This is a genomic window from Caulobacter sp. GW821-FHT12A07, assembly GCF_058807655.1.
The window spans coordinates 128,462-151,281 of the sequence record NZ_JBXAQX010000007.1 but is presented as its reverse complement, the minus strand read 5'-3'; the positions used below and the strand labels follow the sequence as shown (position 1 = coordinate 151,281).

Below are 22,820 nucleotides of genomic sequence, written 5' to 3'. Positions count from 1 at the left end.
GACGCTACCGCCCGGCCTGACCGCTGCACGCGGCTTTCAGTTTTGAGAGACCCCTCACCCGACCTGCTTCGCAGGCCACCCTCTCCCGCAAGGGGAGAGGGATCAGCGGTCGTGGATTTCAGAAAAAGCCTGGGTCCCCGCTTTCGCGGGGATTTTACGGGGGAAGAAGGTCGGCGTTGCGGAAGCTGAAAACGGCCCCCCTCCGGCCCTTCGGGCCACCTCCCCCAGAGGGGGAGGATCCTGGCCTACCCCTTCACCGCGTACGCGATCGGGGTCTCGAAGCGCCGGCGGTTCCAGTCGGAGTCGCGGGGGGCCTTGGGGAAGGGGGCGGCGGCGGTGAGGAGGTCCATGGCGGCGGCGTCGAGGGCGTGGTCGCCACTGCTTTCGACCACCACCGCCCGCGACATCCGGCCGAAGCGGTCGAGGGTGAAGGCCACCACCACGACGCCCTGGGAGCGGCGGCGGCGCAGGGCCTCGGGCATGGTCTTGCGGGCCTCGATCCACGACAGCACCTGGGCGGCGTAGGGGTCGTGCGACTTGGACGCGTCGCCGCGAACCTGCACCGGCGCGCCGCCGCCGGCCGGGGCCGAGGCGGCCGCGGCGACCGCCGCGACGGGGGTCACCGACGACGAAACCCGGCTCTCGACCGGCTGTGGCGCGACCTGCGGGGCGGCGTACAGCGGCTCGGGCGCGGGGATCGGGAGCGAACGCGGCCGGATCGGCGAAACGCTGCGGGCCTCGCGCGGCACTTCCTGCGCCCGCCGCTCGCTGGACGCCTGGGACGGCGAAGGCTCGGGGCTGGGAGTCAGGGCCTCGAACAGCGCCGCCTCCATGGCCGGCGGCTCGGACAGGCCCGGCATGGTGCGCACGAAGCCGACGAGCGCCAGAACGGCGGCCGCGTGCAGGCCCAGGGAAACGCCCGCCGCGAGCGCCTTGTCCCCGCCTCGCCCGCCCGTCCGGGGTCGTCCCACGCCGATAGACTCCACGCACTCGATAAGAATGCGTCGCATCTACAGGAAGGCGCGCCCCGAAACAACGTCCGGACGGCTACGGATCACGCGGCCCACAGGGTCTCCTGCCCAGCCTGAGGCCTCACCTCCTCACGGCCTTGGGGCGCGAAGGCCGGATAGAAGGTCGCCAGCATCCGCTCGGCATAGGCCACGAGGTTGCAGAACCCCTCGGCCCGCTGGCGGATCGGCGAGTCGAAGAACGGCGTCAGGATCTGGGCCAACATGGAAAAAGCGATGGCGTCGACGCTGGTCGGCCGCTCGCCCATCAGGAAGGCCTTGTCGCCCAGCATCTCCGAGAGCGCGGTCAGCGACCAGGCGGCCAGCTCGACGATCTCGTCCGGGCCATGGCGACCGATCCCGACGGCCTTGAGATTGGCCTCGACCGCGTCAAGCAGGCCCGCCTTCAGGTCCTGGCGCATGGCCTCAGGCGCGCCGTCGAACCAGTGGGCCGGCCCCTTCTCGAAATTGTCGAAGTCGAAGAAGCGGAAGTAGCAGTTGGCCCAGCCCAGCTGGTTCTCGACCATCCGCTCGATCGCCCAGGCCTGGGCGCGCTCGACCCGGGTAAGGCCAACGTCGAGGTCGACGCCGTAGCTGCGCTCGAGATAGGCGCGGATGAAGGTGGAGTCGGCGACCTTGACCCCGTCGTCGTCGATCCAGGGCAGCTGACCCTTGGGCGAGGTCTCGGGATGGGCCGGGACCTTCTGGTAGGCCAGGCCCGCCATCATCAGGTGGATCTCGGTCTTGGTGACGTAGGGGCTTCCCTCAGGCAGGCCGTAGGCCGGGCCGGCGGCGTAGAGCGTGATCATCTCGAGGTCCCTCTCGTGCGGTCTTGCGATGAGGACAGACTGCCGCCACCCTGCTGCCAGCATGCTGTCAGCAACGATCCGGCACTGTGGGACCCATGAGACGCGCTGAACGCCTATTCCAGATCATCCAGATCCTTCGCCGCAGCCGGACGCCGGTCACCGCCGACTCCATCGCCGCCGAACTGGAGACCTCCAAGCGCAGCGTCTATCGCGACATCGCCGCCTTGGTCGGTCAGAGGGCGCCCATCCGCGGCGAGGCGGGCGTCGGCTATGTTCTGGAGGCCGGATACGACATGCCGCCCCTGATGCTGACGCCGGACGAGATCGAAGCCGCCGTGCTGGGCGCCCAATGGGTGGCCGGCCGCGGGGATCCCGCCCTGGCCACCGCCGCCCGCGATCTGATCGCCAAGATCGCCGCCGCCGTGCCCGACAACCTGCGGCCCTATGTGCTGGAGCCGGCGACCCGCGCCCCCGCGCCGTGGAACCCGACGCCCGACAATATCGACATGGCCCAGACCCGGGCCTGGATCCACGCCGGCCGCAAGATCCGGCTGGACTATCGCGACGAGAAGGGCGCGGTCAGCCAGCGGGTCGTCTGGCCGGTGACGGTGGGCTACCTCTCCACCGTGCGGATGCTGATCGCCTGGTGCGAGTTGCGCAGCGACTTCCGCAACTTCCGCACCGACCGGGTGGTGGCGGCGCAGTTCCTCGACGACCGCCACGGCCAGCGGCCGGCCGTGCTGCGCGCGCGCTGGCAGCGGCAGATGGAGGAGGAATGGGCCGCCTACGATGCGGCCAAGGCGGCGGGACCGGCCCTGCCCTCCTCCTGAACCTGGGCGTCAGCCATCGAAACCACGCGCCCAGCGATTACTTTTGCGAATGAGTTTGCATTTGACTCGCAATTGAACGCCCGGTAGCTGCGACCCGTTCTTAGTAACGGGGGAAGTGCATGAGATCGCGGTTGATGATGGCGAGCGCCCTGGGCGCGTGGGCGGCGCTGGCGAGCGTGGTTCGAGCCGAGGAGCCGATCGCGACGGCGCCCGAAGCCCCCACCGCGGTCGACGCCGTGGTCGTGACCGGAGAAAAGACCGCCCGCTCGCTGCAGGACACCGTCACCAGCGTAGCCGTGACCACCGCCCGCACGATCGAGCGCGAGCAGATCCGCAGCTTCTACGACGTGGTCGCCCGCACGGCGAACATGAGCGAGACCTACGGCAAGAGCGGCTTCACCATCCGGGGCGTGGCCAACAACAACGTCTCGGGCGGCGGCACCAGCGGCCTGGCCACGGTCTATCTGGACGGCGCGGCCATTCCCGAGCGCGCCATGTACGGCGGCCCACTGGAGATGTGGGACGTCGGTCAGGTCGAGATCTTCCGGGGTCCGCAATCGACCCTGCAGGGCCGCAACGCCCTGGCCGGCGCGGTGATCATCCGCACCACCGACCCGACCTTCGACTGGAACTTCAAGGCCCGCGCCACCGCGGCCAGCGGCGACGACCGCTCGATCGGCCTGGCCGGCGGCGGCCCGATCGTCGCCGACCAGTTGGCCTTCCGCCTAGCCTTCGAGGATCGCCAGAGCGACGGCTTCATCTACAACACCGTCCAGAAGCGCGACGACGACGCGACCGACACCCGCTCCTACCGCGGCAAGCTGCTGCTGACGCCCACGGCCCTCGAAGGCTTCAAGGCGATCGCCACCTACAGCCGCAACGAAAACAAGTCGGGCTATCTCTACACCTACGCCCGCACCGACACGCCGGACTATTACGACCACCGCGTCAGCAAGACCGACACGCCCAACACCAGCGACATCACCACCGACATCTTCAACCTGGAGCTCTCACAGGCCTTAAGCGAGCGCTTCACCCTTTCGGGCGCGTTCTCGTGGAGCAAGGTCGACCTGGTGCAGCGCTACGACGCCGACCTGACGCCGCAGACCCTGTCCTACGGCGGCCAGGACGAGCTGACCAAGACCACCAGCCAGGAAGTGCGCCTGAACTACGACGGCGAGCGGCTGAAGGGCCTGGTCGGCCTCTATCACGCCAAACGCGACTCCGACCGCAAGTCGGCCAGCCTGACCAACGTCACCTTCCCCACCGCCACCCTGGTCAGCGTGCTGACCTCGACCCTGGTGAGCGGCGGAACGCCGCTGGCCACGGCCCAGGCGCAGGCCAACGTTTTCGCGGCCATCTATGTCGCCGCCCTGCCGGTGATCCCGGTCGACTATTCGTCGGACGCGCCGGAGATCGTCACCACCACCGCCCTGTTCGCCGACGGCAGCTTCGACCTGACCTCGAAGCTCAGCCTGCTGGCCGGCTTCCGCTACGACCACGAGGAGAACGAGCAGGAGTCGTCGCAGACGGCCGTGTTCGCCGGAACCTATCCGACCCCGGCCAACTTCGGCGCCTACGCGCCGTACGTGGTGCTGGTGAACAACTTCGTCGCCTCGATGGTGGCCCAGGCCGGCGCCGCCTCGCCCGGCTCGACGCGCAAGTTCGACGCCTTCCTGCCCAAGCTCGGCGTCAAGTACGCCTGGACCGACGACCTCTCGACCAGCTTCGTCGTGCAGCGCGGCTATCGCTCGGGCGGCTCGACGGTCAACGTCGCCCGCGCCACCGTCGTGCCCTACGACCAGGAATTCACCTGGAACTACGAGCTGTCGCTGCGCTCCTACTGGCCGCAGTGGGGGCTGACGGCCAACGCCAACGCCTACTATGTCGACTGGAGCGACCAGCAGGTGATCGTCAACCTGGGCCTCAACACCTATGACTACCAGGTCGAGAACGCCGGAACCTCGCACCTCTACGGCTTCGAGGTGGAGCTGAACCAGCGCCTGTCGCCCAAGGCCAGCTGGTGGGCGTCGCTGGGCCACACCAGGACCAAGTTCGACGAGTTCCGCGTCGGCACGGGGTCGGACATCCGCGACCTGTCGGGCTCGGAATTCCCCTACGCTCCGCACTGGACCTTCGCGGTCGGCGGCGACTACCGCTGGGACAACGGCCTGGTCGCCAACCTCAACGCCAACTACCGCGCCAAGGCCTTCACCGAGGCCGGCGGCGAGCAGGACGGCCGCATCGCCGACGCCCGCACTCTGGTCAACGGCCGCTTCGGCTACGAGGCCGCCCATTGGGGGGCCTATGTGTTCGGCAAGAACCTGCTGAACGAAAAGTACAAGCAGTACACCCGCGAAGACGTGCCGGTAGCCCTGCTGGGCGAGCCGCGCATTCTCGGCGTGACGCTGGAGACCCGCTGGTGATCGGCTTAGGTGGTCTCGCCCTCGCGCCTATCGCCCTGGCCGGCGCGCTGCTGCTGCGGCGCGCCTGGACCCACGCCGACGCCCGCCGCCCCTGGCTGATCGTCGGCGGCTGGGCGCTGCTGGCGGCGGCGCTCGTCGCCTCCGCCCCGATCCTGGGGGTGGTGCGCGGTCCGTCGATCATGCTGGCCCTGGCCTCCACGGTCGCCCTGGCCGTGGTCGCGGTCGGGGTCGAGCTGCGCACGGCCAGGCGCAAGGCCCCGCGCGAGCTGGCCCTGGAGCCGTCGGACCGCCGCCGCGTCGCCTGGCGCGGCTGGCTGCGCGGCTTCCTGGCGGGACCGCTGGGCGGCGCCGCGGCCATGGGCGTCGGCCTGGCCGTCGCCGTCTGCTTTCCCGCCGAGGTCAAGACCCGGCTGATCATCGGCGGCATGCTGGTGCCGTTCCTGTGGGCCGGCGGCATGGCCTGGACCCTGTCGGACGACAAGATCCTGCGCGCCCTGGCCGTGCTGGTCGGCGTCACCGTCCTCGGCTTCGGCGCCGTGTTCCTGAAGGGCTCCCTCTGATGCACGCCCCGCAAGCCAAGCCCAAGCCCGGCAAGCCGATCTGGCCGAAGATCCCCGCCGCCTTCGTGCGCGCCATGCTGGCCGGCCACTCGGCGCTGGGTCTCGCCTTCGCCGCCCTGATCTATCTGGTCTGCTTCTCGGGCGCGGTGGCGGTGTTCACCAGCGAGTTCAATCGCTGGGAGCAGCCCACGGCCCCCGTCCTGCACAGCGTGACCCCGGCCGCCGTCGGCGCGGCCTTCGAGGAGGTGCTGGCCAAGAACCCCAAGGCCCACGACCTCTTCATCCGCATGCCCGAGCCCGCCCTGCCCCGTCTGTCGGTGCACGGCGACGACGCCAAGGGCGGCGAGCACACCTGGTTCGCCGACGCCTCGGGCAAGATCGTCGCCGAGCAGAAGACGCCGTGGAGCCAGTTCCAGGCCAAGCTTCACACCGCCCTGCACCTGCCCGGCACCTGGGGCTTCTTCCTGGTCGGGCTGACGGGCGTGGCCCTACTGTCCTCGCTGGTCTCGGGCGTGCTGTCGCATCCCCGGGTGTTCAAGGACGCCTTCGCCTTCCGATGGGGCGGCTCCAAGCGCCTGCAGGAGGCCGACCTGCACAACCGCATCTCGGTCTGGGGCCTGCCCTTCCACGTGGTGGTGTCGCTGACCGGCGCGTTCCTGGGCCTTAGCGTGCTGATCGTCGGCGTGCTGGCCATGGTGGTGTTCGACGGGAACCGGGAAAAGGTCTTCGCCCTGTTCAGCGGCCCGCCGGTGGCCGACGACGCCCGCCCCGCCCCGGTAATCGACGTCGCCAGGGGCCTGGCCGTGCTGCAGGCCCAGAACCCCAAGGCCGGCTTCAACTACATCTTCGTCGAGCACCCCGGCGAGACCGGCCAGCACATGAGCGTCAACCGCACCACGCCCGGCAAGCTGTCGCGCGGCGAGATCATCATCGTCGACGGAAACGCCAAGGTGCTGGGCCCGGCCGGCTTCGAGAGCGGCAACCTGGGCATGGCCATCTATTCCAGCCTGACGCCGCTGCACTTCGGCTGGTTCGGCGGCTGGCCGGTGAAGGTCGCCTACTTCCTGCTGGGCCTTGGCCTCACGGCCGTCACCGCCAGCGGCGTCGCCATCTGGCTGGCCCGCCGGCGCGACAAGGGCCGCCCGGCCCCGCGCTGGGAGCGGGTGTGGGTCGCCTTCTGCTGGAGCCAGCCCCTGGCCTACGCCGTCTCGGCCATCGTCGCCCTGCTGGCGCCAAGCGTCCCGCCGGTCGCGGTGTGGGGCGGCGTCACCCTGGCGGCCAACGCCTGCGCGTTCCTGTGGACGCCGGCGACGCTGTCGATCCGCCTGCGCCTGGCCAGCGCCGTGGGCCTTGCCCTGGTGGCCCTGGTGCACCTGGGCCTCAACACCGGCCGGACGGTGGATCCGGTAGCCTGGATCCTAGACGCCTCGCTGGTGCTGGGGGCCGGCCTGCTGGCGGCGTCGGCCTGGGCGTCGCGCCGGACGGCCCAGGCGTGATGGATATAAATCCCAATATATGAGTCATTGACTCGTATATTGAAATAATGCCGCTATCTCGGGCGTGCGAGCAGGACGCGGGGGCAACGCCTCCGAACCCGTCCGACGCACGCCCGACAACAAGAAACGATAGCGAGGAAACACTCCCATGCAGCGCACGAAGACCCTCGTCGCCCTGGCCGCGATCCTGTCGGCCGGCGCCTCCCTCACCTTGGCCGGCCTGACCTTGGCCGGCCCGGCCCTGGCCGGCGAGCCCTTGAACGGCGGCCTGGCCCGGATCGACAAGGACGGCGACGGCAAGGTCAGCCCGGCCGAATGGACCACCGAGCGGGCCAGCCTGTTCAAGAGGCTCGACGCCGACCGCGACGGCAAGCTGACCCTGGACGAGATCACCCAGTTCTACCTGAAGGCCGCCCCGGCCGACGATCCCAAGACCCAGAAGCGCATCGACGCGGTCACCGCCGCCGACAAGGACGGGAACGGGGACGGCAAGGTCACCCTGGCCGAGATCACCGCCCTGGCCGACCGCGAGTTCAAGAGCCGCGACAAGGACGGCGACGGCTTCATCACCGGCGACGACAAGTAGGACGCTTCCGGCGCGGACGGATCCGACGATCCGGACCGCGCCGACCGGCCGGGGCTTGGTCTCGACTGTCTGGGAAGTTTGGAGCGGGCGGGGGGAATCGAACCCCCGACATTCAGCTTGGGAAGCTGACGTTCTACCTCTGAACTACGCCCGCGCGCGTCAATGTTTTCAAGAGCTTACCGCCCTCACCGCTGTTCTGAACCTGATCGGTTTACACAGCGGTCTACAGAGACCGTTCCGAAGGCGTCCCGTCTACCCGGTCTTCGTGGCGTGCTCAAGCGCAATGAGGCGTGGGGATGGGGTCATGGAAGCGGACTGCTTCACACCGAGATCCGAGCCTCCAGGCGGCTATCGCCCTGCCGCTTGATGGAGGCCCGATTGTAGACGATGAACCGCTGCATGCGACGCTCCTAGGCGGTGGAGCGCGACCATCTGAGACACCGGAATCTCCAGGCCAAGGGTGTGAGGGGCGGCAAAGGTGCGGACCAGCAGGAGCCGCGAGCGCAAGCGGCTCGAAGGACGCGACGGGACCGATCGCGCCCGTCGACCGATCTCCATATTTAGGCTTTTCAGTATCTTATGGAATCGATCCAGCGTTTCATGAGCTCGCGAGATGCCGCGCGATTTTGAATGCGCACAGCGAAGCCTCACGCTATGCGAGAGCGACCCACGGAAGTCGCGCTTGGCAAATTTGCTATTTCGACACAACATAATTATTGTGTTCACATGATTCCTGATTTGATCGACATCGGATCGCCCGCGCCTTGGCCGGTTTTGCCGCCAGGAATCCATGTCGCGTCGATGGACGAGATCGAAACGCGTTTCGCCACGACGCTGCATCGGCGCTGGTTGTTCGGCGGGTTTCAGCGCGTGGTCGCGCAGCTGATCGGTGCCGGCTGCGCCACGATTTTCCTTGATGGCAGCTTCGTGACCGGAAAGCCTGATCCCGGCGACTTTGATGGCTGCTGGGACATGGCCGGCGTCGACTACACGTTGCTCGATCCGGTGCTTTTGGACTTTGTCGGCAAGCGCGAGGCGCAAAAGGCGAAATACTTCGGGGAAATGTTCCCGATCCTGTTGCCGGGACAGCCTGGCAATCTCCCTCTCTTCCAAAATGAGAAATTCTCGGCTCGCCCCAAGGGCATTTTGCGTGTCGATCTCGGCGCCCCCAAGGGACCCAACGCATGATCACCAACGAAAAGCAGTATCGATCCGCACGAGCGATCATCGACCGTCTGTCGACCGAACTAGCCGCGGTCTCCGTCGCTCAGGACGGCGTGCACCCCGTACTCCGCCAGGCTCAGATCGCGGGGCTGAAAAGCCAGATCGACGAACTGGTCGAGGACGCGGACCAGTATGAGGATTTGCGTTCGGGCCGGATCATCGCCTTCGAGGCCGAAGGCCTGCACGACCTCCCTGACATTCTGATCAAGGCGCGGATCGCGCGGGGTATGAGCCAGCGCGAGCTTGGTCAGTTCATCGGAGTCGCCGAACAGCAGATCCAGCGCTACGAAGCCGAGCGGTATCAGACCGCCAACCTCGGCCGACTGGCCGAAATCGTCTCCGCGCTCGATATCCAGGTGCGCGAACACGCTCTGCTACGCGTGGAGACGAGCGGACGCGGGGTCGGCGAGGATCCGCTCGCCTATCCGATCACCGAGATGTTCAAGCGTGGCTATTTCGAGGGCTTCGAAGGCACGCTGTCGCAAGCCAAGAAGACGGCCGATAGACTTGTGCCCGCCTTCTTTCAGTCGTCAGCCTGGTCGCCGAGCGCGCTGCATCGACGCTCTGTGCGCGCGGGCTCCAACACCCAGCAGGCCGCTCTGCTGGCTTGGGAGGCGCGCGTGTCGATGCTGGCCGAGCGTCGCGCGCCGCCTGCGAAATTCCATGCATCCAGCCTCGACAAAGCCTGGTCTCGGGAATTGGTTCACGCGAGCATTCATGACGACGGGCCCCAACGCGCTGAGGCTGTTCTGCGCGAGGTCGGCGTCGCCTTGGTCATCGAGCCTCACCTTCCTGGAACCTTGCTGGACGGGGCGGCTCTGAGGACGGGCAGCGGCGTCTTCGTCGTGGGCCTGACGCTTCGTCACGATCGCCTCGACAATTTCTGGTTCACGCTGCTGCATGAGGTCGGACATCTGGCCCTGCACATAGGTTCGGGCCAATTCCAGGCGATCTTCGACGACACCGAGACACCCGGTCATTCGGCCGTCGAGGACGAGGCCGATCTCTTCGCCCAGGAAGCGCTGCTGCCAGCGGACCTCTGGAAGACCTGCGTCTCGCGGTTCACGCGCACCGAACGCGCCATCAAGGCCGACGCCTCCAAGCTTGGCGTTCACCCCGCGATCATCGCCGGTCGCATCCGCCGTGAAGCCGGGGACTACACCCTGTTTCGCGATCTCGTCGGCGCCGGCGAGGTCCGCCGCCAGTTCCAATAGGAGCCTGGAAGATGTCGCTCACCGCCTTTGACTACGTGCCCGTCCTGAAATGGCGGCAAGGCGAGTACCAGGCGTTGATGCGGCTTGGCGATGAAGTGGCTGAGCGGGTCGTGCCGTTAATCGAGGTCACGCCTCCCGAGTACGACTTTGAGAAGAAGAAGGTCAAAAAGACGATCGACGAACAGCTGGAACCGTTCGCCAAGCGCCTCGATCTCAAGTGGGGTGCCCGTCTAGCCTTTCTAGAGACCGCCCTGCTTGACCCGTTGGCGCGAATGTCCGACGGAACCCATCCGCTGACCTACCTGATGTCTGAGGTGCGTGGCAAAGGCGGTACGTTAATTCCGGTAACGCGGCTGGAGCGCGACCTGGCCCATTACAACGCCATCGCCGCTGCCATGGCCGAGGATAAGCTTGGTCTGGCGATCCGGGTCAGTCTCGATGAGATCACCGAACCGGACTTCGGCAGCAAGCTCGCCAGGCTGCTGGCCAATCTCGAGGCGGATCTGGCGCATACCGACCTGATCATCGATCTGGCTGCCAAGAACTTCGATCCGCTGGAGGATCTCGCCGGTCTATTGGCCGCCGTCCTGCAGGGCGAAGACGCCTTCTCCCAGGCTCGAAGCTTGGTGCTGGTAGGCACCTCGTTCCCGGTCTCGATGGGCGACATCAAGGCGACGAGTCAGACGCTGCCCCGACTGGAATGGCGGCTCTACAAGATGCTCGATGGTCTTCTGCCGGCAACGTTCCGCCGGCTGACTTTTGGCGACTACACCATCGCCTCGACCGATATTCCCTCGGGCGACATGCGGCTTCTGAAGCCTTCGGCCTCGGTCCGCTACACGATCGAGGACAACTGGCTGATCATCAAAGGCAACAATGTTCGCGACAACGGCTTTGGCCAATATCGCACCCACTGCGGAACGGTCGTAAAATCGGGTAAAGTGTTTCCGCCCGGCTTCTCCAAGGGAAGCGACTACATCCGTGAATGTAGCGAGGGCAAGAACAGTACCGGCACCCTCACGACATGGCGCTGGGTGGGAACGAACCATCACATGACGAAGGTGGTGGACGATCTCGCCAATCTGCACGCGCCTTTAGCGTAGCGCGCACGAGCGCCGCCAGCTTGGTCTTGGGCAGGCGGTTGGCCAGTTCGGTGTAGAGAACCGACCGTGGCGCGCGTTGAAGACCATGATCACATGCATTGGCCTCAAGAAGCGCCAGCGCCTCGCTTCGCCAAAGCAAGCGCGCCAGCGTCACAGGGTCAGTGCTCCGATTAGCGCGCTCCTCGCGAACCCAACGAAACACCACCGCGCCGTTGGCCGCCCGACGCGCGGACATGACGCCCCACCAGTCGGGAAGCAGATCGATCGCCGCCGGCAGGTGACGCTCGGAAGCAATCAAAGTGGCCCGGTCCACCACCCGTCCGTAGGCTTCGACCTGACGTGGGAGTCGCTCAAGCGTGTCGGCCTCGGCCTTGATTTCAACGCCACGGATGTGGCCGTTGATCACCGCGATATCGACGCGCGAAGCGCCGTGCGCCAAGCCAAGCTCGTTCAGGACCAGAGTGTCGGGGCAGGCGCGTGCGTGCGCTAGCAGCCGCCGAAGCGCCGCCTCACGCAGATCACCGTCCTTGAGCCGAACCGTCATGGCCTTGGTCTAAACCCCGGACTCCGTCGCACGCAATCAGCAATCGATGCGAAGGGGCTGCGAGCGATACCGCTGCTGACGCCTATGGGCGGCAGGTTTGCCACAGGGCGTTGCCAAGCTGACCCTTGGCGGCTGTCGCAACGGACATTGGAACTAGGCGCCCCACGCCCCATCGCTCAGCCGCTGCCCCCCCCCCCTCCCCGCCCCGAAGTTGACGGCCGCCCCGCACGGGCGCAGCCTCCGTGTCAAACAGACGTTCGGGAGGAGGACGCCATGGCCGACGGCGAGGAGCATCCGCGGGCGCGGTTTCACGCCATGACCGAGGGCACGGCCGAGGACTGGGGGATCATCGCCCGGGCGGCGGGCGACTATGGGCGCGAGTTGCCCGACCGGCTGATCGGGCACCTCAAGCTCCTACAGGGCGACTGCGGCGGCTTCGCGGTGGATCGGCTGGAGCACAGCCTGCAGACCGCCACCCGCGCCCACCTGGCCGGCGAGGACGAGGAGTACGCGGTCTGCGCTCTGCTCCACGACATCGGCGACATCCTGGGGCCGCGCAATCACGCCGACATCGCCGCGGCGATCGTCCAGCCCTTCGTGTCGGAGGCCAACCACTGGATGGTGGCCAACCACGCGATCTTCCAGGGCTACTACTTCTTCCATCACCTGGGCCTGGACCGCGACATGCGCGAGGCGTTCAGGGGTCATCCGCACTTCGAGCGGACGGCGAAGTTCTGCCACCAGTACGACCAGCCGGCCTTCGACCCGGCCTATGAGAAGATGCCGCTGGAGGCGTTCGAGCCGATGCTGCGACGGGTGATGAGCACGCCGAAGCGATCGATCTATCTGCGCCCGGAATGAGCACCCGCCCAGGTTGCTCCGGACGCGACCTCCCCTAGACTACGCCGGACGATCCGGCGGGGGGCGAACATGGTCGACATCCAGGGGACCGCGATCCATGGAACCGCGTGTCCGCACTGCGGAACGCACAACAACTTCCATGCCGCCGCCGCCGCCATCGCCGCGCAGTGCGGACGGTGCGACCGCAGGCTGTTCGAGGGCAAGGCCTACGAGGTCGGCGGCGACGCGTTCCTCGCGCACAGCCTGGCGAGCGATCCGCCGCCGGGCAAGATACCGCTGCTGCTGGTCTGTTTCGGGGTCGGCTTCGGCGTGACCCGTATCAACGCCGACCGCTACGCCAAGCTCTACGAGCCCAACCTGCGGGTCCTGAAGATCAACGCCTTCGAGCACCACGAAGCCCTGGCCGGCTATGCGGTCAGAGCCGTGCCGACCGGCCTGCTGTTCCAGGCAGGAACCGTCGTCGCCAGGGCGCTCGGCGCGCCGATCCCCGAGGGGGACCCGTTCGCGCGCATGCTCGACGAGCATGGCGTGAAGCGGGCCGTCCCGTTGCGCGGGGCGCCGGCGGCCGAGGCCTGAGCGGCCTTTACTGAACCCGCTCGGCCTTGATCCCCAGCTTGGCCAGTTCGGCCTGGACGCTGTCGGGACCGACCAGGTGGCCGGCGCCGACGGCGACGAAGCTGACGCCCTTGCCGTCCAGCTTGGTCTTGAGCTGGCCGGCCCAGGCGGTGTTGCGGGCGACGATCAGGCTCTTGTAGAGCGGCGGATACTTGCCGCGCATCTCGGTGACGAACTCGGCTTCCAGCGCCTTCTGGTCGCCGGCGGCCCAGGCGGTGACCAGGGCGTCGAGCTTGGCCGGGCCTTCGTCGACCTCGTCGAGGGTGGATTCCAGCAGGTCGATCTCGTCCTTGGGCGAAAGGTCGGCGAAGAAGCGGATCTGCTGCTCGGGGGTCTCCAGGCTGCCCAGGGACTGGCCGGCGGCCTTGGCCTGCGCGGTCAGCACCTGCTCCACGCCCTTCTTCGGGTCGAAGCCGGCCTTCAGCATTGGGCCGAGCGCCAGGGTGACCGAGGCCATCCAGGGACGCAGGCCGTCAAACGCCGCGGGCGGCAGGCCCATCTCGGCCGCATAGCCCTCGGCCTTGTCCCAGTCGGCGGGCGACAGCTTCTTCGACAGCGGGGTGGCGCGGTCAATGCCGTACTGGATCACCAGCGGCTGCATCACGGCAGGGTCATCGGCGCCGGCCACCTCGGTGACCAGTTCGCTCGAGGCCTTGAGGGCCCCGTCCAGCTTCGGCGTGCGCCACTGGGTCTCCGGCCGCAGCACGTGGACCGTGCCGAAGAGGTAGATCGTCGAGTCCTTGTCCTTGATCACCCACAGGGCGGGATCGGCCAGGGACGGAGTCGCCGCCCCCAGGGCGAGGACCGAGACGAGGCCGACGACGGCGCGGCGCAGGGTCTTGATGGACGAATGAAACATGCAGCTCCCCTAGTGAAGGTCGGTCGGAAAGGAAAAAGGATCGGGTCGGCGGCTAGTCGACGAAGCCTCGCCGCCAGGCGACGAGCATGGAGATCGCCAGATAGCCGATCATGGTGACGTTGAAGGCGTCCCACAGGGTCAGGGCCGGCAGCAGGGCCAGCTTCTCGCCCGCCGCCCACAGGAACAGCAGCCCCTGCAGCAGGATGAACGAGACGGCGGCCGTCTCGGCCATGGTCCGGCGCAGCAGTTCGTCGCTGCGCATCCACTGGCTGATGTTGCCGACGGCCTGTAGCAGGAACAGGGCGATCAGGCCGGTCATCACCGCGGAGGCCAGCAGCGGCGACAGCGGGTCGAACAGGGTCACGGCCAGCGGCGGCGCGGCCAGCATCGCGCCGGCCAGGATCAGCACCAGCCCCTGGCCGGCGTAGAACCGGGCCTGGGCGGGGGTGGCGGCGCGGGCGTCGTCGCCGTTGATCCGCCGGCCCAGGGCCTTGCGGCTGCCGGCGAGGCCGGCGGTGACCAGTCCCGCGAAGACCAGGAACGCCGCCAGGATCAGGGCGAGCATGTCGCCGCCCGACGGGTCGAACCCGCCCCAATGTCCGTCGCGCCTGAGGTCCAGCAGCCAGCGCCCGCCGAAGAAGCCGACAGGCAGGCCGGCGATCATCAGGATCAGCGCCCGGCGGGCGCGGGGCGAAACTTTCGAAACTTGCGGCTCGGCGCTCATGTCAGGCCTCGTCCTGGAAGATGGCTTCGATGGGTTGGCCGAAGAGACGGGCGATCCTGAAGGCCAGCGGCAGGCTGGGATCGTACTTGCCCGTCTCCAGGGCGTTGATGGTCTGGCGCGAGACGTCGAGCCGCTGGGCCAGGTCGGCCTGGCTCCAGTCGCGTTCGGCGCGCAGCACCTTGAGGCGGTTCTTCATGTCAGCGTCAGCGGTAGCGCCAGGAGACCAGGCCGTGGGAGAGGCCGAACAGCACGGCGAACACCGGCGCGACCACCCACAGCTGGAGATGCGGCGCCAGGCCGAAGCCCTCCAGGATCCCCCAGGCCGTGGCCAGGGTCAGCACGCCGCCCAGAGCCCAAAGCAGGCTCTCGACCGCCACCCGCCGCAACAGTTCGTCGGTCTCGCGATGGAGGTAGATCCCGAGGCTGACGAAGGCGCCGACCAGGGCCAGCGCCGGGGCCAGGGCGGCGGCGTATCCCAGCGCGCCTTCGGCCAGTCCGGCCGCGTGCAGCCGGATCGCGCCGAACAACAGCAGGGCATAGGCGGTGATGGACACCAAGAAGCCGATGAGGAAGCCGCGCAACGCCGGGCGCACCGGGTCGCCGCCGTAGAGCCGGCCCGCCGTCGTGCTGAAGGCGACGGCCGCGAGCACCATGCCCACCGCGCCGATATAGCTGGGCCATTCGCCGTCGCCGTTCAGGAGCAGGGCCATGGAGCCGCCGATCCCGCTGACGGCGATGATGGCCAGGGCGGCGGGCTTGGCTTCGGCGGGACGGTTCTTTTTCTTGAAGGCGTTCATCGTTTCGCCCCCTCAGCGCCGCACCAGCCACCAGCCGGCCCAGGCCAGCACGTAGCCCGCGATCTGCAGCATGAAGCACAGCCCCACGCCGCCGATGAAGATCGTGGACGGCGCGGCGCCGGCCAGCGAGGCGTTGAACGAGGCGGGAAACAGGGCGACGTTGGCGAACAGGACCGCGCCGGCGCCGATGCCGCTGCTTCCGCCCCAGTACCAGGCCCATTTGTGCGCCTCGCGCACCATCTCGTCGGCCGCGCGCCACCAGCGGGCGCTGAGCCACAGGGTCACGACAATCACCACGGCCATGACCCCGGCGACGGCCAGTTCCGACAGGCTGGCGGCCAGAGGCGACTTGCGGCTCAGCACCATCAGCACGCCGCCGATGATCCCGCCGAAAATGGCGACCGCGAACGTTCCGAAGACAACGCCGATCAGGCGTTTATTCGCTCTGCTGAGCCCCGACATGCCAAGCACCCCCGTCAAAATGACAAGGTACATTGACATCGCAATCCAGAGTCGTGTCAAGGACCCTGTACAAAAATCGCGCTTAAGCCGCGTTACGCTCCCCCCGCCAGTGGAGCGGCATCGGCGGGATGACGCCCAGGGCCTTGGCCAGCCAGTGGGCCCTGGGGTCAGCGTGCAGCAGCCAGCCGTATTGCGAGAAGCGGTCGCCGTAGTCGTCCCAGCGGATCACCCGGCCCTCGGCGTCGCAACGCCAGACGGCCTTGTCGCAACCGGGGATGCGCTCGGCCCGCTCCCAGGCGGAAACGCGCTGGCTGTGGGTCGAGAACGGGCCGGAAAAGAGGCGGTTCATGACGCGATGGCTCCTGTCGACGCGTGCGGATCCGAAACCGAATCTGCGTGTAATCGCAACAACCGGACACTAGCACTTGATGACCGTTAACGTGACCGACACCACATGTAGTGCGACGCCGTGTCGCGCGACAGCTTGAGCAGGTCGCCCGACTTGCCTTTTAGGCGACTCGCGGCGGGGTAAGCGGCCGTCGGTTCGCATCCAGCCGAACGTGCATGTCGGCCCTCCCTGGCAGGTCAGCGGCGCACCAGGCCGTCAGCCGCTCGTAGTGGTCGAGGAAGCGCTCCAGGGCCGCAGGGTCGAGGCCCCCTCGCTTGCCTTCGGCGGCGAGCCGCGCCTGAAGCTTCGCCTCCTGCTCGCGCCGCCAGGTCCTGACCGTGGCGAAGTCGGGCGCGGTCAGCACGGCCAGCCAGTCGAGGCGGTCGAAGAGCTCGCGATACGGACCGGCCAGGGCGGCGTCGATGAAGCCGCGCCAGGCGCCGTCAGGATCTTCGTCGCGTTCCAGGGCGTTGACCGGCTCGGCCAGGGCCGCCGGACCTTGCGGCCGCGCACCCAGGCACCAGCCTTCCAGCAGGACGACGTCGGCGGGACCGTCGAACGTCGGCCAGGCCGCGCCCGGCGCACGGTCGTCGGCGGCCTTGTCGAAGCGCGGCAGGGCCGTGCTCCCCTGCCCGGCCAGGCTGTCGAGCGTCGCGAGGCCCAGCGCCACGTCGTGCGTGCCCGGCGGGCCGCGCGTCGCCAGCAGCGGATGGACCTCGGCGGCCAGCTTCAGGCGTTCGGCGCGGGTCAGGTAGAGGTCGTCCAGCGACAGGGTGGCGACCTTCAGCCCCTCGTCCTCCAGCAGCCGGGCGACCACCGCCACCAGGGTGGACTTGCCCGCCCCTTGCGGTCCCGACAGGCCGGCGACGAAGCCCGGGCGGCCATGGGCGCGCGCGGCGGCGGCCAGACGCTCGGCCAAAGGCCGGTGCAGCACGTGGAAGGCTTCGACGAAGTCCGGACCGAGCCGCTCGTCGCGCATGAAATCGGAAAGCCAGGACGGGTCGGGCGCGCTCATGCCCCGACCATGCACCGCTTCGCGCGGTTACTGCACCCGCCGCACGCGATAGCCGCGCGCCTTCATCAGGGCCGGCAGGCCGTCGGGGCCAGCCATGTGCAGAGCCCCGACCGTGACCAGCTCGACGCCCGAGTCGGCCATCTCGCGGTCGAGAACCTCGGCCCAGGCGAGGTTGCGGCGCTTGAGCAGGGCTTCGTACAATTCGGGACGGTCGCGGCGCATGCCGGCGACCAGGATCGCGCCCAGGCGATCGACATCGCCCTTCAGCCAGGCCTTCTGCAAGTCGACGCCCCGGCGCGGCGGCGCGTTCTGCTCGGCGGCGACGTCGTCGAGATACTGCACCTCGACCGCTTCCGGCAGGTCGGCGAACAGGCGCAACTGCTGCTCGAAGCTTTCGAAGGCCAGGACGGGCTTTTCGGCGCGGACGGCCTGGCGGGTGACGGCCGCGTCGGCGCCGCTGGCCACCGAGCCGCCGGCCTGCGTCAGCGGCAGCACCGACAGCATCATCGCCGCCGCCCAGGGCCGCAGGTGATCGACGCGGTCGAGGCTGGCGCCGCGCTGGTCCAGCGCCGCGCGCAGGCTGGCGACGGTGCGCGGCGGCAGTTTTTCGGTCAGGGAGCGGTCGACATCGACGCCGTAGCGATCGACCAGGGCCTTCACCGCGGCGGGGTCGGCGTCGACCCGGGTCTCGAACCACAGCTTGCCTGCCTGGGCGTAGGCGCGGTCGAAGGCGGGCGTGCGCCACTGGAGCTTAGGCGACAGCACGTGCATCGAGCCGAACAGATAGATGCGGGAGTCGCCGTCGCTGACTTCCCACATGGCCGGGGCGGCATGGGCGACGCCGGACAGCCCCGCCACGGCCGTCATGACCGCCAGCAGGCGTCGCACGCCCTTCACCCACGCTGAAACCATCGCTTCCCCCGACAGGAATACGGTCTCAGCCTAGAGCGAAGGGGGTTAACCGCGCGAGCGGCGAGCGCCGCGGCCTAACGCCACGGCTTGAAGTGCTTCGAAAGCTTCAGCCCCTGCCGCTGATAGTGCGAACCGCCCTCGCCATAGAGGCGGGCCGGACGGGCGGTCAGGGGTTCGTAGACCAGGCGGGCGACGGTCTGGCCGTCTTCCAGCAGGAACGGGGTCTCGTGGCTGCGCACCTCGAGCACGCCCTTGGAGCCGACGGCCCCGGCCTCTTCCGTGCCAAAGCCCGGATCGAAGAAGCCGGCGTAATGGACGCGGAACTCGCCGACCGACGGATCGATCGGGGTCATCTCGGCAGCTTCCATGACCGGGATCTCGACGTCGTCCTTGGACGCGAGAATGTAGAACTCGCCCGGATCGAGCAGCAGCTCGCCATGGCGGGTCTCCAGCGGCTCCCAGAAATCGCGCGGGTCGTGGCCGTCCTCGTGGTCGAGATCGACGACGCCAGCGTGGCGGCGGCCGCGGAAGCCAACAATGCCGGTCTCGCCCGGCGTCAGGTCGACGCCGACGCTGCGGATGGCCAGCTTGGCCGGCTCGCCGCGCTTGAGGCGCAGCTGGTTCAGGCGCGTGCCGGCGCGGACCAGCACCGAGAAGGTCTGGGGCGCGATCTCGATATAGAGCGGGCCCTCGTAGCCGGCCTCGATGTCGTCGAAGGCCTTGGAGCGGTCGCTGAGCAGGCGCACGAAGACGTCCACCCGGCCGGTCGAGCTCTTCGGATTGCCGCGCGCGGCGACGTTGGCCGGCAGGGCCAGGCGCTCCTGGATCTCGGCGATGTAGACGCAGCCCTTCTCCAGCACCGCGCCCTTCGACAGGTCGAGCTCGTGCATGGCCACGTCCTTGAGGCGCTCGGGCACGCGGCGCGCGACGCCCGGCAGGAACGAGGCCCGCACCCGCCAGCAGCGCACGCCCAGGCGCAGGTCGAGGCTGGCCGGCTGAACCTGGTCACGGTCGAACGGCGTCTGCGAGGTGATCGCCTCCTGGGCGATCAGGTCCTCGATGGTCTGGCAGGGCAGAATCCCCGCGAAATGGGCGTCGGTCATCGGCGGCACACTCCCCCAAAGCGGCGCCGCGAGGCAAGGGCGCTATGGGAGCCGCCGCGAGAATCTGGGCGCCGTCAGGCCCGCTCGAGCAGCCCGTCCAGATAGAGAGCGCCCGCCTCGGCGCCGTCCTCGACTCGAAACGCCGGAGCCAGGGCCTCGGCGGCGGCCGCATAGGCGGGGTCTTCCAGCAAGATCCGCAGAGCTTCGGTCGCGCCGCCGCCCTCGTAGCGGTCGGGCCGGAGCCTGCGCCCCACGCCCAGGCGCTTCACCCGTCGGGCGTTGTCGTGCTGGTCGCCCAGGAACGGCGTCACCAGCTGCGGCCTACCTGACCGCAGAGCCTGGGCGGTCGTGCCAATCCCGCCGTGATGGACAATGGCGGCGGCGCGCGGGAAGACCTGGGAATGGGGGGCGTAGGCGGCCACGAACACGTCCCCTCCCCGCTCGCCCTTGAGGCGCTGCGCCTCCTCCGCCCCGGCCAGCAGCAGCGCCCGTCGTCCCAGGCCGCGCGCCGCTTCGAGGCTGGCGCGATAGAAGTCGCCCGGCGCGTGGACCGCGAAGCTGCCCAGCGAAAACACGATCGGGGCCGGACCGGCGTCGAGGAAGGCCGCCAGCGCCGGATCCAGGGCCTGCGTCCCGCCCGCCTCGCTGTCGTAGGACGGAAAGCCGACGAGGGTCAGGCCGGCGGGATGGTCGGGCTGGACCGGACCGAAGCGCGGCGAATAGAGGCCCAGCATCGGCGCGCCGTCGCCGTGGCCGCAGTCGAACAGGGCGTCGGCGCCGGCATGGGCGACGCCGAGCGATCGGCCCAGCCGGCGCAGGGGCTTCAGGGACGCGGCGATCCTGTGACGCACCAGCGAGCGGACGAACCGGTTCCAGCCGACCGCCACGGGCGAGCGCGGCGAGAAGACGTAGGGCGCCGGCCCGGTCTCGGACGGTTCGGTCGCCGACTGCAGGAAGATCGGCGCCAGGGCGACGCGGACCAGCGGCAGGCCCAGCGCCCGGGCCGCCAGCGGCGCGCCGAAGACGATGTTGTGGGTCACGACCATGTCCGCGCCCTGGGCCGCAGCGCGGACGTCCTCATAGGTCTCGGAGAGGAAGGGCATCTGCAGGTCGCGCAGCAGGAAGTCGGGATCGCGCGCCATCCGCTCGAACACGTCGGCGATATCCAGGCCCAGCCGCGCCTGGATCTCTTCGGTGCTGGGCCGCAGCGGGCGAAACTCCAGCCCCTCGGCCTCGACCTTGGCCCGGTGGTCCTCGTGGGTCGCCAGCACGGGAACGTGGCCCAGGCGCCGCAGGGCCAGGGCGAGGGCCAGGAAGGGGTGCAGGTCGCCGAGCGAACCCGTGGTCGCCAGCACGATCCTTCGTCCGGCCGCCATCCCTGCCCCCTTTACCGCCCGCCTGGATGGGAACCGCAACGGCGCGCCAAGGCAAGGCTTGCGACGCCCGTCAGGCGACCGACACCACCCTCTCGCTCGCCTGGCGCGCTCGGACCGTGACGAAGCGGTGAAAGATCGCCTATACCCACCGCGATTGCGTCCGCCGAAGCGGCAGGCGCGGGCCTTTTCGTCATCGGGAGTATCGCGTGTCCGAAGATCCGAAGAACTGGGACGTCGCCACCAAGCTGATCCGCGGGGGTCTGGCGCGCTCGCCGTTCATGGAGACCGCCGAGGCGCTCTATCTGACGCAGGGCTTCACCTATGACAGCGCCGAGGGCGCCGATCGCCGCTTTTCGGGCGAGGACCCCGGCTTCGTCTATTCGCGGTTCAACAATCCGACCGTGAAGATGTTCGAGGACCGCCTGGCCCTGCTGGAAGGCGCCGAGGTCTGCCGCGCCACCGCCACCGGCATGGCCGCCGTCCACTCCTCGCTGATGGGCCTGGTGCGGGCCGGCGACCACGTGGTGGCCGGCAACGCCCTGTTCGGCTCGTGCCGCTGGCTGATCGCCGAGTGGCTGCCGCGCTTCGGCGTCGAAACCACCTTCGTCGACGCCACCGACATCAAGGCCTGGGAAGCGGCCATCCGCCCCAACACCAAGGCCGTGCTGATCGAGACGCCGTCGAACCCGGTGCTGGCGATCACCGACATCCGCGCGGTGTCGGAACTGGCCCACGCCGTCGGCGCCAAGGTCATCGTCGACAACGTCTTCGCCACGCCGATCTTCCAGCAGCCGCTGGAGCTGGGCGCCGACGTCGTCGTCTATTCGGCCACCAAGCACATCGACGGCCAGGGCCGGGTGCTGGGCGGGGCGATCCTGACCACCGAGGCGATCAACGAGGAATTCTACCGCGACAGCATGCGCCACACCGGCCCGTCGCTGTCGCCGTTCAACGCCTGGGTGATGCTCAAGGGCCTGGAGACCCTGGACCTGCGCGTGCGCCGCCAGACCGACAGCGCCTTCGCCCTGGCCAACACCATGGCCGAGCACAAGAAGGTGACGCAGGTGCTCTATCCCTTCCGCCCCGACCACCCGGGCCACAACGTCGCCAAGAGCCAGATGAGCGGCGGCGGCACGGTGATCGCGCTGGACCTCGGCTCGCGCGAGGCGGCCTTCAAGTTCCTGAACGCGCTGGAGATCGTCGACATCTCCAACAATCTGGGCGACGCCAAGTCGATGGCCACCCACCCGCCGACCACGACGCACCGCTCGGTGCCCGAGGAGATGCGCCCGCTGCTGGGCGTGACCGAGGGCGGCGTGCGCCTGTCGGTGGGCCTGGAAAGCCTCGACGACCTGACCCGGGACGTGATCCGTGCGCTCGACCAGGCGTGAGTCCAGTCCGCCCCTGAAGCGGATCCGTCGGCGCCGCGGCGCCGACACCGGCATCTACGAGGCCCGCACGCGCGACATCGTCGTGCGGGTCGCGCCCTGCTACCTGCCCGAGGAATCCTCGCCCGAGCAGGGCCTCTATCTGTGGGCCTACACCGTCGAGATCGAGAACCACGGCGTCGAGACCGTGCATCTGGTGGCGCGCTGGTGGAAGGTCACCGACGCCATGAACCGCAGCAACGAGGTCGAGGGTTCGGGCGTGGTCGGCGAGCAGCCGGAACTGCGGCCGCGCGAGGCCTTCCGCTACGTGTCCAACTGCCCGCTGCCGACGCCGTCGGGCACGATGGTCGGCCGCTACCAGATGGTCACCGAGGCCGGCGAGCCGTTCACCGCCGAGATCCCCGAGTTCTCGCTGCATCTGCCGGGCGCCGCGCGCCGCGCGAACTAAACTCGCGCGCGCCCCTTCCCAGCCTGCAACTTTGAGATATTGAATCCCCCTGTCTCAGCCACAGGGGGAAGAC

The 22,820-nt window shown here is 68.6% G+C and carries 25 protein-coding genes and 1 tRNA gene; 12 read left to right on the top strand and 14 right to left on the bottom strand.

The features are described from left to right. Positions 1 to 245: 245 nt before the first annotated feature. Positions 246 to 971 carry an energy transducer TonB gene (locus AC1RRS_RS15995; RefSeq protein WP_492855983.1) on the bottom strand — a complete coding sequence of 242 codons (726 nt, stop codon included), beginning with the start codon at positions 969 to 971 and terminating at the stop codon, positions 246 to 248. An 83-nt stretch (positions 972 to 1,054) separates the two neighbouring features. Next, positions 1,055 to 1,816, bottom strand: a complete 762-nt coding sequence (locus tag AC1RRS_RS15990; RefSeq protein ID WP_492855982.1) for a glutathione S-transferase family protein — start codon at positions 1,814 to 1,816, stop codon at positions 1,055 to 1,057. Positions 1,817 to 1,911: 95 nt separating this feature from the next. Between AC1RRS_RS15990 and AC1RRS_RS15985 the strand changes: the two genes are divergently transcribed. The 5 genes from AC1RRS_RS15985 to AC1RRS_RS15965 all read left to right on the top strand — a co-directional run bounded on the left by AC1RRS_RS15985 (position 1,912) and on the right by AC1RRS_RS15965 (position 7,714). After that, positions 1,912 to 2,646, top strand: coding sequence for a helix-turn-helix transcriptional regulator (locus AC1RRS_RS15985; RefSeq protein ID WP_487288324.1), 735 nt, complete (start codon positions 1,912 to 1,914; stop codon positions 2,644 to 2,646). Between the two features lie 119 nt (positions 2,647 to 2,765). Beyond that, positions 2,766 to 5,072, top strand: coding sequence for a TonB-dependent receptor (locus AC1RRS_RS15980; protein ID WP_492855981.1), 2,307 nt, complete (start codon positions 2,766 to 2,768; stop codon positions 5,070 to 5,072). Beyond that, on the top strand, positions 5,069 to 5,632 hold the full coding sequence (locus AC1RRS_RS15975; RefSeq protein WP_492855980.1) for a hypothetical protein: 564 nt from the start codon (positions 5,069 to 5,071) through the stop codon (positions 5,630 to 5,632). The genes AC1RRS_RS15980 and AC1RRS_RS15975 overlap by 4 nt, the downstream gene beginning before the upstream one ends. Further along, complete coding sequence (locus tag AC1RRS_RS15970) at positions 5,632 to 7,128, top strand: PepSY-associated TM helix domain-containing protein (protein WP_492855979.1); 1,497 nt, start codon at positions 5,632 to 5,634, stop codon at positions 7,126 to 7,128. Before AC1RRS_RS15975 ends, AC1RRS_RS15970 begins: the two co-directional genes overlap by 1 nt. Before the next feature lie 148 nt (positions 7,129 to 7,276). Beyond that, positions 7,277 to 7,714 (top strand): EF-hand domain-containing protein, encoded by a 438-nt coding sequence (locus AC1RRS_RS15965; RefSeq protein WP_492855978.1) that lies wholly within the window; start codon positions 7,277 to 7,279, stop codon positions 7,712 to 7,714. A gap of 79 nt (positions 7,715 to 7,793) precedes the next feature. Here the strand turns inward: AC1RRS_RS15965 and AC1RRS_RS15960 are convergent. Further along, a tRNA-Gly gene (locus tag AC1RRS_RS15960) sits at positions 7,794 to 7,868 on the bottom strand. A gap of 584 nt (positions 7,869 to 8,452) precedes the next feature. Between AC1RRS_RS15960 and AC1RRS_RS15955 the strand changes: the two genes are divergently transcribed. From AC1RRS_RS15955 to AC1RRS_RS15945, 3 genes are read left to right on the top strand one after another with little or no spacing between them, the layout of a single operon-like run. Continuing rightward, the gene (locus AC1RRS_RS15955) at positions 8,453 to 8,902 is read left to right on the top strand and encodes a DUF6932 family protein (RefSeq protein WP_492855977.1); all 450 of its coding nucleotides are present in this window, start codon (positions 8,453 to 8,455) and stop codon (positions 8,900 to 8,902) included. Next, a complete protein-coding gene (locus AC1RRS_RS15950) occupies positions 8,899 to 10,152 on the top strand; it encodes a helix-turn-helix domain-containing protein (protein ID WP_492855976.1) in 1,254 nt (417 codons plus the stop codon). Before AC1RRS_RS15955 ends, AC1RRS_RS15950 begins: the two co-directional genes overlap by 4 nt. Positions 10,153 to 10,163: 11 nt before the next feature. Beyond that, positions 10,164 to 11,255 (top strand): beta family protein, encoded by a 1,092-nt coding sequence (locus AC1RRS_RS15945; protein ID WP_492855975.1) that lies wholly within the window; start codon positions 10,164 to 10,166, stop codon positions 11,253 to 11,255. On the opposite strand, the gene AC1RRS_RS15940 is transcribed toward AC1RRS_RS15945, so the two are convergent. Then, a complete protein-coding gene (locus tag AC1RRS_RS15940) occupies positions 11,170 to 11,799 on the bottom strand; it encodes a sce7726 family protein (protein ID WP_492855974.1) in 630 nt (209 codons plus the stop codon). The two genes, AC1RRS_RS15945 and AC1RRS_RS15940, sit on opposite strands and share 86 nt — an antisense overlap. A gap of 273 nt (positions 11,800 to 12,072) precedes the next feature. Between AC1RRS_RS15940 and AC1RRS_RS15935 the strand changes: the two genes are divergently transcribed. Both AC1RRS_RS15935 and AC1RRS_RS15930 read left to right on the top strand, forming a co-directional pair. Beyond that, positions 12,073 to 12,660, top strand: coding sequence for an HD domain-containing protein (locus AC1RRS_RS15935; RefSeq protein ID WP_492855973.1), 588 nt, complete (start codon positions 12,073 to 12,075; stop codon positions 12,658 to 12,660). Between the two features lie 69 nt (positions 12,661 to 12,729). After that, positions 12,730 to 13,236, top strand: a complete 507-nt coding sequence (locus tag AC1RRS_RS15930) for a hypothetical protein (protein WP_492855972.1) — start codon at positions 12,730 to 12,732, stop codon at positions 13,234 to 13,236. A gap of 7 nt (positions 13,237 to 13,243) precedes the next feature. Here the strand turns inward: AC1RRS_RS15930 and AC1RRS_RS15925 are convergent, their stop codons facing one another. The 10 genes from AC1RRS_RS15925 to AC1RRS_RS15880 form a co-directional block, all read right to left on the bottom strand. After that, complete coding sequence (locus tag AC1RRS_RS15925) at positions 13,244 to 14,134, bottom strand: TraB/GumN family protein (protein WP_492855971.1); 891 nt, start codon at positions 14,132 to 14,134, stop codon at positions 13,244 to 13,246. A 52-nt stretch (positions 14,135 to 14,186) separates the two neighbouring features. Beyond that, a complete protein-coding gene (locus AC1RRS_RS15920; RefSeq protein WP_492855970.1) occupies positions 14,187 to 14,858 on the bottom strand; it encodes a hypothetical protein in 672 nt (223 codons plus the stop codon). Position 14,859: 1 nt separating this feature from the next. After that, positions 14,860 to 15,054 (bottom strand): helix-turn-helix transcriptional regulator, encoded by a 195-nt coding sequence (locus AC1RRS_RS15915; RefSeq protein ID WP_110119977.1) that lies wholly within the window; start codon positions 15,052 to 15,054, stop codon positions 14,860 to 14,862. 7 nt (positions 15,055 to 15,061) lie between these two features. Continuing rightward, complete coding sequence (locus AC1RRS_RS15910) at positions 15,062 to 15,655, bottom strand: hypothetical protein (protein WP_492855969.1); 594 nt, start codon at positions 15,653 to 15,655, stop codon at positions 15,062 to 15,064. A 12-nt stretch (positions 15,656 to 15,667) separates the two neighbouring features. Continuing rightward, positions 15,668 to 16,117 (bottom strand): hypothetical protein, encoded by a 450-nt coding sequence (locus tag AC1RRS_RS15905; protein ID WP_492855968.1) that lies wholly within the window; start codon positions 16,115 to 16,117, stop codon positions 15,668 to 15,670. Between the two features lie 82 nt (positions 16,118 to 16,199). After that, the gene (locus AC1RRS_RS15900) at positions 16,200 to 16,466 is read right to left on the bottom strand and encodes a hypothetical protein (RefSeq protein ID WP_492855967.1); all 267 of its coding nucleotides are present in this window, start codon (positions 16,464 to 16,466) and stop codon (positions 16,200 to 16,202) included. A gap of 160 nt (positions 16,467 to 16,626) precedes the next feature. Next, positions 16,627 to 17,520, bottom strand: coding sequence for a kinase (locus AC1RRS_RS15895; protein WP_492855966.1), 894 nt, complete (start codon positions 17,518 to 17,520; stop codon positions 16,627 to 16,629). A 27-nt stretch (positions 17,521 to 17,547) separates the two neighbouring features. Beyond that, positions 17,548 to 18,432, bottom strand: a complete 885-nt coding sequence (locus tag AC1RRS_RS15890) for a TraB/GumN family protein (RefSeq protein ID WP_492855965.1) — start codon at positions 18,430 to 18,432, stop codon at positions 17,548 to 17,550. Positions 18,433 to 18,506: 74 nt separating this feature from the next. Continuing rightward, complete coding sequence (locus AC1RRS_RS15885; RefSeq protein ID WP_110119971.1) at positions 18,507 to 19,535, bottom strand: 2'-deoxycytidine 5'-triphosphate deaminase; 1,029 nt, start codon at positions 19,533 to 19,535, stop codon at positions 18,507 to 18,509. Between the two features lie 74 nt (positions 19,536 to 19,609). Next, positions 19,610 to 20,911: a glycosyltransferase gene (locus tag AC1RRS_RS15880; RefSeq protein WP_492855964.1), complete on the bottom strand. Its 1,302-nt coding sequence runs from the start codon at positions 20,909 to 20,911 to the stop codon at positions 19,610 to 19,612. 206 nt (positions 20,912 to 21,117) lie between these two features. Between AC1RRS_RS15880 and metZ the strand changes: the two genes are divergently transcribed. Then, a complete protein-coding gene (metZ, locus tag AC1RRS_RS15875; protein ID WP_492855963.1) occupies positions 21,118 to 22,302 on the top strand; it encodes an O-succinylhomoserine sulfhydrylase in 1,185 nt (394 codons plus the stop codon). After that, complete coding sequence (gene apaG, locus AC1RRS_RS15870; RefSeq protein WP_110133203.1) at positions 22,283 to 22,747, top strand: Co2+/Mg2+ efflux protein ApaG; 465 nt, start codon at positions 22,283 to 22,285, stop codon at positions 22,745 to 22,747. The genes metZ and apaG overlap by 20 nt, the downstream gene beginning before the upstream one ends. Positions 22,748 to 22,820: the final 73 nt, after the last annotated feature.